Annotated in this window: 9 protein-coding genes; 5 read left to right on the top strand and 4 right to left on the bottom strand. The window is 45.9% G+C overall.

From position 1 onward, the window contains the following. Positions 1–109: 109 nt before the first annotated feature. Positions 110–3,997, top strand: a complete 3,888-nt coding sequence (gene hrpA / locus BMZ28_RS10820) for an ATP-dependent RNA helicase HrpA (protein ID WP_074823095.1) — start codon at positions 110–112, stop codon at positions 3,995–3,997. A 65-nt stretch (positions 3,998–4,062) separates the two neighbouring features. Next, a complete protein-coding gene (locus tag BMZ28_RS10815; protein WP_074823092.1) occupies positions 4,063–4,707 on the top strand; it encodes a Qnr family pentapeptide repeat protein in 645 nt (214 codons plus the stop codon). 28 nt (positions 4,708–4,735) lie between these two features. On the opposite strand, the gene BMZ28_RS10810 is transcribed toward BMZ28_RS10815, so the two are convergent. Together BMZ28_RS10810 and ydgH are read right to left on the bottom strand one after the other, a co-directional pair. Continuing rightward, a complete protein-coding gene (locus tag BMZ28_RS10810; protein WP_047780876.1) occupies positions 4,736–6,130 on the bottom strand; it encodes an amino acid permease in 1,395 nt (464 codons plus the stop codon). A gap of 323 nt (positions 6,131–6,453) precedes the next feature. Next, complete coding sequence (gene ydgH / locus BMZ28_RS10805; protein ID WP_074823088.1) at positions 6,454–7,410, bottom strand: DUF1471 family protein YdgH; 957 nt, start codon at positions 7,408–7,410, stop codon at positions 6,454–6,456. A gap of 358 nt (positions 7,411–7,768) precedes the next feature. Between ydgH and pntA the strand changes: the two genes are divergently transcribed. Both pntA and pntB read left to right on the top strand, forming a co-directional pair. After that, positions 7,769–9,301: a Re/Si-specific NAD(P)(+) transhydrogenase subunit alpha gene (gene pntA, locus BMZ28_RS10800; protein ID WP_047780878.1), complete on the top strand. Its 1,533-nt coding sequence runs from the start codon at positions 7,769–7,771 to the stop codon at positions 9,299–9,301. Between the two features lie 9 nt (positions 9,302–9,310). Then, positions 9,311–10,717 (top strand): Re/Si-specific NAD(P)(+) transhydrogenase subunit beta, encoded by a 1,407-nt coding sequence (gene pntB / locus BMZ28_RS10795; protein WP_074823085.1) that lies wholly within the window; start codon positions 9,311–9,313, stop codon positions 10,715–10,717. A 79-nt stretch (positions 10,718–10,796) separates the two neighbouring features. Here the strand turns inward: pntB and uspE are convergent, their stop codons facing one another. Next, positions 10,797–11,741 carry a universal stress protein UspE gene (uspE, locus tag BMZ28_RS10790; protein ID WP_074823082.1) on the bottom strand — a complete coding sequence of 315 codons (945 nt, stop codon included), beginning with the start codon at positions 11,739–11,741 and terminating at the stop codon, positions 10,797–10,799. A gap of 120 nt (positions 11,742–11,861) precedes the next feature. Further along, complete coding sequence (fnr, locus tag BMZ28_RS10785; RefSeq protein WP_047780881.1) at positions 11,862–12,611, bottom strand: fumarate/nitrate reduction transcriptional regulator Fnr; 750 nt, start codon at positions 12,609–12,611, stop codon at positions 11,862–11,864. 615 nt (positions 12,612–13,226) lie between these two features. On the opposite strand from fnr, the gene BMZ28_RS10780 reads away from it, so the two are divergent. Continuing rightward, positions 13,227–13,517, top strand: coding sequence for a putative periplasmic lipoprotein (locus BMZ28_RS10780; protein ID WP_074823079.1), 291 nt, complete (start codon positions 13,227–13,229; stop codon positions 13,515–13,517). Positions 13,518–13,523: the final 6 nt, after the last annotated feature.

The following is a 13,523-nucleotide window of genomic DNA, read 5'->3' as shown; positions in this document are numbered from 1 at the left end:
ATTTTTTTGAATAAGAGAATGATTTGACCATTCAACCTTGAAATCGGCTTTGTGATAACATAGCCGCCAATGGTAGTAAATGAGTCTATTCAGCACAGGATTGTAGAACGTGAAATCCCCATTTGCCGCACTTTCCGGTCAACTTAATGCGTTAATGCTACGTGACCAGAAGCGGTTACGCCGTCGATTGGACGGTGCTCGTAAAATCACCAACGGTGAAAAATTAGCTGCGATTACAGCAGAGATAGAATCCGATATCCAGAGCGGGTTACAGCGCATTGCGAATCGTAAAGCGGCGTGTCCGGCTATCTCTTATCCAGAAAATTTGCCGGTTAGTCAGAAAAAAGATGAATTATTAGCGGCTATTCGCGATAACCAAGTGGTGATTATTGCCGGTGAAACCGGATCGGGAAAAACCACTCAGATTCCTAAACTTTGTCTGGAGTTAGGGCGTGGTATCCAAGGCACAATTGGTCATACACAGCCCAGACGTTTAGCGGCGCGCACGGTAGCCGGGCGAATTGCCGAAGAGCTAAATGTTACCTTGGGTGGCGCCATTGGTTATAAGGTGCGCTTCAACGATCGTATTGGTGACAATACCTTAGTCAAACTGATGACGGACGGTATTCTGCTGGCGGAGATACAGCAAGATCGTTTACTGACTCAGTACGATACCATTATTATCGATGAGGCTCATGAACGCAGCCTGAATATCGATTTTATTCTGGGTTATCTACGCCAATTACTGCCAAGACGTCCCGATCTGAAAGTGATTATTACCTCGGCTACCATTGATCCACAGCGTTTTTCACGTCATTTCAATCATGCGCCCATTATTGAAGTCTCAGGGCGAACCTATCCGGTTGAAGTGCGTTATCGGCCAATAGTCGATGATGGCAACGATAGCGATCGCGATCAGCAGCAGGCGATTCTTGATGCGGTTGATGAACTGATGCATGAAGCATCGGGCGATATTCTGGTATTTATGAGCGGAGAGCGGGAAATTCGTGATACCGCGGATATGCTGAATAAACAAAATTTGCCTCATACCGAAGTGTTACCGCTCTATGCTCGACTATCCAACAGCGAACAGAACAAAGTTTTCCAGTCCCATATTGGTCGTCGGATTGTGCTGGCTACTAACGTGGCGGAAACTTCATTAACCGTACCGGGGATTAAATACGTTATCGATCCCGGTACCGCGCGTATCAGTCGCTACAGCGCCAGAACTAAAGTTCAGCGTTTACCGATAGAGCCGATCTCTCAGGCCTCGGCTAATCAGCGTAAAGGGCGCTGTGGACGGGTATCCGACGGTATTTGTATTCGACTCTATGCCGAGCAGGATTTTCTGTCGCGTCCGGAATTTACCGACCCGGAAATTTTACGTACCAATCTGGCATCGGTGATTTTGCAGATGACGGCGATCGGGCTGGGAGATATCGCCGCTTTCCCGTTTGTTGAGGCTCCGGATAAGCGCAATATTCAAGATGGTATGCGCCTGCTGGAAGAACTGGGGGCCATTAATCAACTAGGCGAGAGCCAGAGTCAGCTTACGCCGATAGGCCGTCAACTGGCGCAGTTGCCGATTGACCCTCGCTTAGCCAGAATGGTGATCGAAGGACAGAAAAGTGGCTGTGTGCGTGAAGTGATGATTATTACTGCCGCACTGTCTATTCAGGATCCTCGTGAACGCCCGTTGGAGAAACAACAAGCGTCGGATGAAAAGCACCGTCGCTTTAGCGATAAAGAGTCGGACTTTATTGCTTTTGTAAATCTGTGGAATTATCTGGCAGAACAGCAAACTGAACTGTCTACCGCTCAGTTTCGTAAGTTGTGCAAGAGTGATTATCTCAACTATCTTCGGGTACGTGAGTGGCAGGATGTCTATACCCAACTCCGGCAGGTCGTTAAAGAACTCGGTTTTCCGGTGAACAGTATTCCTGCGGATTACCGTTCAATTCATACGGCACTGCTTTCTGGCTTGTTATCCCATATCGGTCAAAAAGATGTTGAGAAACATGAGTTCTCTGGTGCGCGTAATGCCAGGTTCTCAATTTTCCCCGGCTCCGGACTGTTTAAAAAACCGCCTAAATGGGTGATGGTGGCCGAACTGGTGGAAACGACCCGTTTATGGGGGCGAATTGCTGCCCGTTTAGATCCTGAATGGATTGAGCCGTTAGCACAGCATCTGATTAAGCGTTCTTATAGCGAGCCACATTGGTCGAAATCGCAAGGTGCGGTGATGGCCAGCGAAAAAGTCACGCTGTTTGGTTTACCGATTGTCACCGAGCGCAAAGTAAATTACGGTGCTATCGATCCGCTGGTCAGCCGGGAACTGTTTATTCGCCATGCTTTGGTGGAAGGGGATTGGCAAACGCGTCACCCATTCTTTAAAGCCAACCTGCGTTTATTGTCAGAAGTGGAAGAGCTGGAGAATAAGTCCCGTAGGCGAGATATTCTGGTTGATGATGAAACCTTGTTCGAATTTTATGAACGACGTATTGGGCAGGATGTAGTCTCCAGTCGGCACTTTGATGCATGGTGGAAGAAAGCAGGACGGGAACAACCCGATTTGCTCAATTTTGAAAAATCCATGCTCATCAAAGAAGGCGCGGGGGAAATTAGTGCACTGGACTATCCAAACAGTTGGCATCAGGGAAATCTGAAGCTGCGGGTAACCTACCAGTTTGAACCCGGCGCTAACGCAGATGGCGTCACCGTTTATATTCCTTTACCGATTCTTAATCAGATACAAGAAGAGGGCTTTGACTGGCAGATTCCAGGATTACGTAGAGAACTGGTGATTGCGCTAATTAAATCGTTGCCTAAACCGGTGCGTCGTAATTTTGTTCCGGCACCTAATTACGCTGACGCTTTTTTGCAACGAGCTAAACCATTTACCATGAGTTTGTTGGATGCATTAGAGCGCGAACTACGCTTAATGACCGGCGTTACCGTCGAGCGTGACAGTTGGCAATTAGATCAGGTGCCCGATCATCTTAAAGTTACCTTCAGGGTGGTTAACGACCAGAATAAGATGCTGGCAGAAGGGAAAGACCTGTCTTTATTGAAACAGAAGCTAAAAGGCGAAGTTCAACAAACGCTGTCTGCCGTCGCAGATGATGGCATTGAACAGAGCGGGCTTCACGTGTGGTCTTTTGGTGAGTTGCCAACCCGTTTTGAACAGAAACGGGGCAGCTATTCGGTGAAGGCTTATCCGGCGTTGACCGATGAGAAAGATAGCGTTGGTATTAAACTGTTTGAAACTGAGCAGGAACAGCAACAGGTGATGTGGCAAGGCATCCGACGATTACTGCTGCTGAATATCCCTTCACCGGTGAAGTACCTGCATGAAAAGCTGCCGAATAAAGCCAAACTGGGACTCTATTTTAATCCGTTTGGTAAAATATTAGAGCTGATCGATGACTGCATTGCCTGCGGTGTCGATAAACTGATCGCCGAACATGGTGGGCCGGTATGGCATGAGGAAGCCTTTAACGTTCTGAAAGAGCATATTCGCGCAGAGTTAAATGAGAGTGTGGTTGAGGTTGCTCAACAGGTGGAGCAAATTTTGACCACGGCACACAATATTAATAAGCGTCTGAAAGGGCGTGTCGATATGGCGCAAGCCCTGTCTCTGGCTGATATTAAATCTCAGGTTAACGGGCTCATTTATCGGGGCTTTGTTTGCCAAAGCGGTTGGAAAAGATTGCCGGATATTCTGCGCTATTTGCAGGCAATTGAACGACGTATGGATAAATTGCCGTTAGACCCGCATCGCGATCGAGCTCAGATGTTGAAAGTAGAGCAGGTACAAAACAACTACAAACAGCTGTTAAACAAGCTGCCAGCGCATAAACCAGTAAGTGACGAAATCACCGATATTCGTTGGATGATAGAGGAACTGCGGGTTAGCTACTTTGCTCAACAGTTGGGAACGCCATTCCCCATCTCTGATAAGCGTATTTTACAGGCAATAGATCAAGTTACACTGTAACTTAAATCCCGTTTTGTTGGTGGTGATGCTGATAAAACGGGATTTTTACTAAAGGTAAGCTATTTATGAAACATCGGGAATTTTACGACCAACATTTTTCTCGCGATGATTTTCCTGATGACACCATTGAACACTGTCATTTTTATCGCTGTGGTTTTGATCGCGCCGATCTCAGCGAATTGCGCTTTTTACACTGTAAATTCTATGATGAACAACATGATGCCGGTTGCTCTTTTTATCGAGCCACGCTGAAAGACACACTGTTTAGCCATTGCGATTTGAGCATGTCGGATTTCCGACATACTGATGCAATAGGGCTGGAAATCAGCGACTGTAAAGCACAAGGTACTGATTTTCGCGGTGCCAGCTTCAGAAATATGATTGGTCAGAATAGCTATTTCTGTACCGCCACATTGCTGCGTAATAATTTCTGTTATGCCAGTTTTGAAGATGTGATTTTGGAACAGTGTGACTTAAGGGAAAACCGTTGGTCTGAGGCCAACCTGTTGGCCGCAAAATTTAGCGGCTCCGATCTCTCCGGCGGCGAATTTCATCATATTGATTGGCAGTCGGCCGATTTTACCTGTTGCGATTTAACTGGCTGTGACTTAAGCCAATTGGATGTGCGCCGCGTCGATTTAACCGGGGTAAAGATAACGCAGGAGCAACAGAGTCAGTTATTAGAACCTTTGGGGATTATCGTTATTTGACGGCCGCTAAGGACCGTCAGAGAACGCTTTACTTTAAGGTCATCCACAGCGCAGGTGCCAACAGAATAAAGAGCATAATGATAATGGTGCGCTCGGTGGTATTCAGCGGCTTTTTCTTATGTGTGGCAACTCGGCGGGCATAAAAGAATACCAGTATTCCCGGCACATATAAGACAATCGACATAAACAGGTTTTCTAGTCCGGAAGCATAAATCAACCACAGCCCATAAAGACTCGCTCCCGCAGCGACTAAGCCCAATTTAATATTTTTACGTCGAATCGCTTCTTTAAGCAGAAATGCCCCCACCAGAAAATAGGGGATAAGAATCATCTCAGAGGCGATGATCAGTAAGGTGCTGTAGTTACTACCTGTTAGCCAGATTAACAGCAGGCTAAGCTGTATAGTGCCATTGGTAAACCATAACGAAGATGATGGTGCGCCTTTATGGTTCTGGTAAATAAAAGCATGTGGGAAAGCGCCGTGTTGTGCCGCCAAAAAAGGCACTTCAGCGGCCATGATTGTCCAACTCAAATAGGCTGCGCAGACCGAGATAATCAGACCGGCAGCAATGATGATTTCTCCCAATGGCCCCATCATTAGTACCATGATGCCGGACATAGAGGGATTACGCATTTCAGCTAGTTCAGCGCGTGGCACTACACCTAACGACAGCAGCGTAACCAGCAGGTATACGCTAAGCGCCATAAGAACGGCTAGCACTGTGGCTCTTCCTACATCGGCCTTACGTTTTGCTCGACCGGAAACGACCACTGCGCCCTCAATACCGATAAATACCCATAAGGTAATCAGCATGGTACTTTTTACCTGTTCCCAGACAGGCTTACCCAGATTAATCCCGGTAAAATCGATTTTAAAGGTATCAAGATTAAACAGCGTTATCGCCAGAATAATAAACAGTGCCAGAGGGATCAGTTTGGCTAGCGTCGCGATTAGATTAATCAGAGCGGCGGTTTGTACACCACGCAGTATCAGACCATGAACAATCCACAGCAGGGCTGATGCACCGAGTATTGCCTGCCAGGTATTACCTTCACCAAAAATGATGCGGTCTGGTGTGTCAGTAAAAAAGCTTAAGGCAGCGAAGACAATCACCAGATAGGATAAGTTGGCAACAACCGCACAAACCCAGTATCCCCAGGCAGAGCAGAAGCCCATTAGCTCACCAAACCCTTCTTTGGCATAAGTGAATATACCACCGTCCAAATCAGGGCGAATACGCGTAAGAATCAGTAGGGCAAAAGCCAGAAACAGAATACCAGTACCGGTAATTCCCCAGCCAATAAGCAGTGCCGCGGGACTTGCTACTTCAGCCATATTTTGCGGGAGACTGAAGATACCAGCCCCTAACATAGAGCTTAATACCAACGCAGTCAGCGTGGTGAGGCCGAGTTTTTTTTCCAACGTAAAATTCCTGCTACGGGTAGTTAAAGGGAAATAGATTGCACCGGTAGAGGCCGGTAAAAAATTGTTGCTGATTCTACGGAGCCCCCGGCGGGGTTGCAATGGATAATTGTGTTATAAAAACACTTTCGGCATCAGGAGAGTGGATATGGCCTAATCCGTGCTCTTTTTCGTCATTCCGGTGAAAATCGGGACTGGGGCTTTAATCTAATGACCACTCTTGGCTTAAGGGAGAGATCCCCGCGAAAGCGGGGATAACGAGAGTAAAGCTAGGATGATAAGAGTAAATCTGGAATCAAGATAGTCGATATGCTTGTCAGAAATTACTTAAAGATATCTGCCGTTACCGTAATATTCCCACCGTTCTTCTCCCATTGACGGGTAATGTGGTAATACTTGCCGCCTTTAGCTGCGGTACGTTTGGCAATTTGCTCAGACATATCGGTAGAGTTGCTAAAGTTGTCGGTAAAGGTAATTGAATCAAACGGCGTCATTTTCATTGCCGTCGCGTTGTTCAGTTCTTCAATTTTGGTACCGTCTTTTAATGTGACGGTATAGCGAGAACCTTCACTGCTGGTTTGGGTTTCAAAGAAACGGCCAACGTCAGCGCTGATAGAGGTGGAAGAGGCAACGTTTGGAATTTCAACTTCAGCGGCGGCAGCGCCACCGGCAGCCAGAGCCTCTTTACCGGCTTCAGAGTCAGCAGGGATCGGGTTGTCCTGAGCTTGAACTTTACGCTTTGGTGCATCTTTTTTGTAGATATAGGCCGTGATGAACTGGTTTGCTCCACGGTTTGCGTCAATCTGTCTTACGATGAAGAAGGCATCGGCACCTTTCGCTTTAGCCTGTTCAGCTACCGCATTATTAACATCATTCTGAACCGGATAGAAACCGCGGATAGATACCGTATCAAAGGGTTCTAATTGACTGGCTTCAGTTCTTGGTAATTCACGAACTCCGTTGAAAACACGGTACTGGGTTTCTGTCGAGGCCGCTTTGGCATCAGCATGGTAAAGATCCGCGATAACGCGTGAATTACCACCATTGCCACTTTGCTCGCTGATGTCGCGGACAAAAAACGCCGCTGCACCTTGTTTATCCGCTCGCTTTGATGCTGCTCGGTTAGCATCATAAATACTGTCATAACGACCAGAAAAGGTAATTCTATCGAAAGGCACGAGTTCATCGGCCTTTTCAGGCGTCAATTCTTGAGCGGCAAATATTGAAAAACTCATTGCGGAGAGCAGGGCTGTGGTGATTAGCGTTGTCTTCAGCTTCATAAAGGATCCTTTACGCCTTAATTATTAACATTTGTTAACGTATGCATAAATCAGTACCGATAAGGTTAGGTGATTATGTCATGGATTTACAGGGGATGCTTTAGCATTTTTTAGCTTTTCAAGTTATAACTAGGGACGTGATAGCACCACATTATAACGAGCGGATAAAAAAATTTGTGATAAAAGCAGAGAACGGTGGATCACCGGTTACATTTTCAGTAGGTTATAGGGCAGCTGAATTAACCAAAGGTAACTGTTCGTTCACAGTTATTTTTATCCAGTGTTCTCGGCTCGAAGAAGTAATAATAAATCAGGTTAACAATACACTTATCATCCACGACAGATGAAAGGGAATAATATGCATATTGGTGTACCAAGAGAGCGGTTGGCCAATGAAGCCCGAGTTGCTGCAACGCCGAAAACGGTAGAGCAGTTAATCAAGTTGGGTTTCACTGTTGCCATAGAACAAGGAGCCGGCAAGCTTGCCAGCTTTGAGGACTCAGCTTATGAAGCTGCCGCCGCAACGATTGTCTCAAAGGATGATGTTTGGCAGTCAGACATTATTCTTAAAGTTAATGCGCCAGAAGAGAGTGAAATTGAATTACTGCGTGAAGGTACAACGCTGATCAGTTTTATTTGGCCTGCTCAGAATCCTGAACTGATGCAAAAGCTGGCAGACAAAAACGTGACCGTGATGGCGATGGATTCAGTTCCACGTATATCACGAGCACAGTCAATGGACGCATTGAGCTCAATGGCTAACATTGCCGGTTATCGTGCAATTGTTGAAGCTGCCCATGAGTTCGGTCGTTTCTTCACCGGTCAAATTACTGCGGCAGGTAAAGTACCGCCGGCGAAAGTGATGGTGATTGGTGCAGGCGTGGCCGGTTTAGCCGCCATCGGTGCCGCAGGCAGCTTGGGTGCGATTGTCCGTGCGTTTGATACCCGTCCTGAAGTGAAAGAACAGGTTCAGAGTATGGGTGCTGAATTCCTTGAGTTAGACTTTGAGGAAGAAGCAGGTAGCGGCGACGGATATGCAAAAGTGATGTCAGAAGCCTTTATTAAGGCGGAAATGGAACTGTTTGCTGCTCAGGCAAAAGATGTCGATATCATCGTGACAACGGCGTTGATTCCAGGAAAACCGGCACCTAAGCTTATTCTTGCCGAAATGGTTGAGTCAATGAAGCCGGGTAGCGTGATTGTTGACCTAGCGGCGCAGAACGGGGGTAACTGCGACCTGACCGTAGCCGATAAAATTGTTGAGACACCAAACGGCGTGAAGATTATTGGCTATACTGACCTGCCAAGCCGTTTACCGACGCAATCTTCTCAATTGTATGGCACCAACCTGCTAAACCTATTAAAACTGCTGTGCAAAGAGAAAAATGGTGAGCTGGATATCAACTTCGAAGATGATGTTATCCGTGGCGTCACCGTGGTGAAGACGGGTGAAATCACCTGGCCTGCGCCTCCAATCAAAGTTTCCGCTCAACCGCAGAAACCGAAAGTAGCCGACGTGATGGCAGCGAAAGCTGCTGAAGCACCGACTTCTCCGGTTAAGAAATATGCGCTGTTGGCGTTGTTTATTATTCTGTTCGGTTGGTTAGCCAGCGTTGCGCCGGCGTCATTCCTCTCTCACTTTACCGTATTCGCACTGTCTTGTGTGGTGGGGTATTACGTGGTCTGGAACGTGAGTCATGCGTTGCATACACCGCTGATGTCGGTAACAAACGCCATTTCAGGCATTATCGTTGTTGGGGCATTACTGCAAATTGGTCATGGTGGATGGGTTACATTCTTCTCATTTATCGCCGTACTGATTGCCAGTATTAATATCTTCGGTGGATTCACCGTCACCCAGCGCATGCTGAAAATGTTCCGGAAGAATTAAGGAGTTACTATGTCTGGAGGATTAGTGACAGCCGCATATATTGTTGCCGCTGTTCTATTTATTTTCAGCCTTGCTGGTTTATCCAAGCATGAAACGTCAAAACAGGGTAACACCTTCGGCGTGCTGGGAATGGCAATCGCTCTGATTGCAACAATTTTCGGGCCATATTCCAGCAACGTTGGCTGGATTATTATGGCAATGATTATCGGTGGCGCTATCGGTATTTATCTGGCCAGAAAAGTCGAGATGACTGAAATGCCGGAACTGGTGGCAGTCTTACACAGCTTCGTTGGTCTGGCCGCAGTATTGGTTGGTTTCAATAGCTATATTGTTGGCCCACACGTGGAAGGTGTGCCGGTTGAAGAACTACAGGTTGTGCTGAATATTCACAACGTTGAAGTCTTCCTCGGTATCTTTATCGGTGCGGTGACCTTTACCGGTTCAATCGTGGCGTTTGGTAAACTACGCGGCATTATTTCGTCTAAGCCACTGATGTTGCCACAGCGTCATAAGCTGAATCTGGCGGCAATCGTCGTTTCCTTCCTGTTAATGATTATGTTTGTTAGCAGCGATAGCGTTGGCGTGCACGTGTTTGCTTTACTGATTATGACCATCATTGCTTTGGCTTTTGGCTGGCATCTGGTGGCCTCTATCGGTGGTGCAGATATGCCGGTAGTGGTTTCTATGCTGAACTCCTATTCAGGTTGGGCAGCAGCGGCTGCGGGCTTTATGCTCAGCAATGACCTGTTGATCGTGACCGGTGCGCTGGTCGGTTCTTCTGGTGCGATTCTGTCCTATATCATGTGTAAAGCGATGAACCGCTCATTTATCAGCGTTATTGCCGGCGGTTTTGGTACCGATGGTTCTTCAACCGGTGAAGATGAAGAAGTGGGTGAGTATCGTGAAACAACGGCAGAGGAAGTGGCTGAACTACTGAAGAACTCCACTTCAGTGGTTATCACTCCAGGGTATGGTATGGCCGTTGCCCAGGCTCAGTATCCTGTGGCAGATATTACCGCTAAACTGCGTGAGAAGGGCATTAAGGTACGTTTTGGTATTCACCCGGTTGCGGGTCGTTTGCCTGGTCATATGAACGTATTACTGGCTGAAGCCAAGGTACCTTACGATATCGTACTCGAAATGGATGAGATCAACGACGATTTCACCGATACCGATACGGTACTGGTTATCGGCGCTAACGATACGGTGAACCCGGCGGCGTTGGAAGATCCACGCAGCCCAATTGCAGGCATGCCTGTTCTTGAAGTCTGGAAAGCGCAGAACGTGATTGTCTTTAAACGTTCAATGAATACCGGTTATGCTGGTGTACAGAACCCGCTATTCTTTAAAGAGAATACCCAGATGTTGTTTGGTGATGCGAAAGAGAGCGTAGATAAGATCCTGCGTGCGCTGTAAGTAAAGCAAACACTAAGTAAACGAAAGGGCCGCACATTATTGTGCGGCCCTTTTCATTCAGGATAACCAATATTAACCGTTAGTCTTCGTCATCATGATCGTCGTCTTCTGAGGTATCATCTGGCTTAATGACTAACAGATCGCATTTTATATGACCGATCACCCGTTCCGCGGTATTACCAATAAAGGCAGCTGAAAGCCCGGTACGTCCTACGGTGCCGAGAACGACAATACCCGTTTCAATCTCTTCGGCAACGGCTGGAATAACGTCTTCCGGCATTCCTTTCTCAACGTGGGTTAATTCTTCAGGAATACTAAATTGCTGTCTTAGAGATTTCATTGCGATAAGAAACTGGCCGCGGATAGCATTATTGTAAACCGTAGGATCAAATTCCGGCAGTTCTATGGCAATGTTAATCGAGGTTGAAGGATAGGCACTGACCAAATGAACTTCAGTACTGTCGGTAAACGCCGCCAGCTCAAGAGATTCTTTAACCAGCTTTTTATTTAGCTCATCATGAAAGTCTTCATCGCTGGACAGATTAACGGAAACCAACGCTTTGCCGTGTTCAGGCCAAGGTTGATCCTTAACCATCCAAACCGGGCATGGACATTTTCTTAGTAAATGCCAGTCTATGGGGGTAAAAATAACTGCTTCCAAACGATCTTGCTGATGAGCCGCTTTCAACAATAAGTCATGGTTAAAAGATGCGACCTCTTCAATCACAGCTTCATGATAACGCTTATGCCATATCACTTTAATTTCGATATTAACGCCTGATTCAAGGTAATGATGGCTTAGGTGGCGTATCCACGCCACGCGTTGATCGATAGCACTCTGACGCATCGCCATGCGCTCATCTTGTGACAGCAGGCTGGTGACTTCATAAGAAAAGTCAAAAATAGGTAGGAATGCTTTAATTTTTCCGCCGTTGCGACGAACAAGATAAACGGCGCGGCGCAGTGCTGCTTGATCTTCTTTCTCGGGTTCAAGAGCAACAATGATATTTTGATAGTGAGCCATATAGCACTCCCGACAGTAGTTAACGAAACATACCTAAAGAGTAAACTATATATCAGCAACAGAACAGGAAAGGAAAGGGACTCGGATCAAGATTTTGTTAAAATATTGATCCGAAAGTGATTATTCGCTTTGATTTTGACCAGCCAGTGTAGCCAATGTGTCGTTGTCTTGAATGGTAATATACTTGCCTTTAACGCTGAGGATTTCACTTTTTTGAAAGCGGCCCAGCAGACGGCTGATGGTTTCGACGGTTAAACCCAGGTAATTACCAATATCACCTCGCGTCATAGTCAGACGGAACTCTCTCGGTGAGAAACCGCGTTGAGCAAAACGGCGGGATAAGTTATAGATGAAGGCCGCCAAGCGTTCTTCAGCATTTTTCTTCGACAATAACAGGATCATATCCTGATCGCCTTTAATTTCACCGCTCATCAGGCGCATAATTTGCTGACGCAGGCTAGGCATTTTACCGGATAAGTCATCCAGTACTTCATAAGGAATTTCGCACACCATGGACGTTTCTAAAGCTTGAGCGAAACTTGGATGCATATGCGTGCCTATTGCATCAAAACCGACTAAATCTCCAGCCAGATGGAAACCGGTAATCTGTTCATCGCCTTGCTCAGTGATGGTATAGCTTTTGATGGTGCCAGAACGGATTGCATAGAGAGATTTCAGGTCGTCGCCGGCTTTAAACAGAGCCTGACCTTTTTGAATGGGCTTTTTACGCTCAATAATATTATCAAGCTGATTCAGTTCATGCTCATTCAGCGTAAAAGGGATGCATAGCGGGCTGATGCAGCAATCCTGACAATGAATTGCACATCCGCCTGATTGTATACGCCGAATTGTTCGCTTTTCCGGAATCATAAATATAAGCCTAATTTATTTGATATGAGTCAATTTTAACAGTTTTTGCCGCAATAGGTAAGGTCTGTACTCAAGTCTCTATTGCCGTCGTTAAAGTGTATGGAAAAAATATTAATCCATTGTTTTATAATGACTTTATCCTTTTCTTAAGATGTTGGTAATGAGGCAATAATATCCTGCGGTTTATTTTTTGAGCGAAAAGCTAAAGTAATCGTTAAAAAAATAGAATATAAAGATGTTTGCGCTAAAAGATGGTCATATTTAGTACTAGATACCAAATGCGACGATTATTTTGATTAAATTTTATCTTTTATTTAACAACCTGTTCATTTACCTGTGTAAAAATGATGAATTATCACAAAATGGGGTAAAACTAGTAGATATGACAGGTATTGAAGCGATGCTAAATCCACTCAAAGGACATTATGGATGCGCCTTGAATTTTACGCTAATCGGTAATAATTTTACAAATAGGAAGATGGGGATGGACGATTTATTCTGATCTTGGCGACGTCATTTATTCTGCTAAGCTAAGATCAGGGACAGACGATATTTCAAGCGATTTATTTTATGCCTGACTCAGGATTAAATGAATCCACTTACGGGAGAGGAAAAATGAAACGACTAATCCTTTTAGCGATAGCGGTGTTGAGCCTTAACGGCTGTGCTAGCTGGAATTTGACGTCAGAGTCAGTTAAAGCCCTCAGTAATGATGAGCTTTGCTCTCGGTTAGGTTCTGATGTGCAAATCGGTAATGTCTCTGCAGTCGCGCTATTATTGGATGAATATAAACTGAGGGCTGACAATATCGACTTTGAACGTTGCGTTATTCTGGAACGAACCGGTAAACAAAGCGTTATGCCGATACCTTATTATTATGGTTACTCAGGTTATTATCGTTACTAGTCACTC

The sequence above is a fragment of the Pragia fontium DSM 5563 = ATCC 49100 genome, from assembly GCF_900112475.1.
Lineage (GTDB): Bacteria > Pseudomonadota > Gammaproteobacteria > Enterobacterales > Enterobacteriaceae > Pragia > Pragia fontium.
This window is presented reverse-complemented; position numbering and strand designations above follow the sequence as displayed.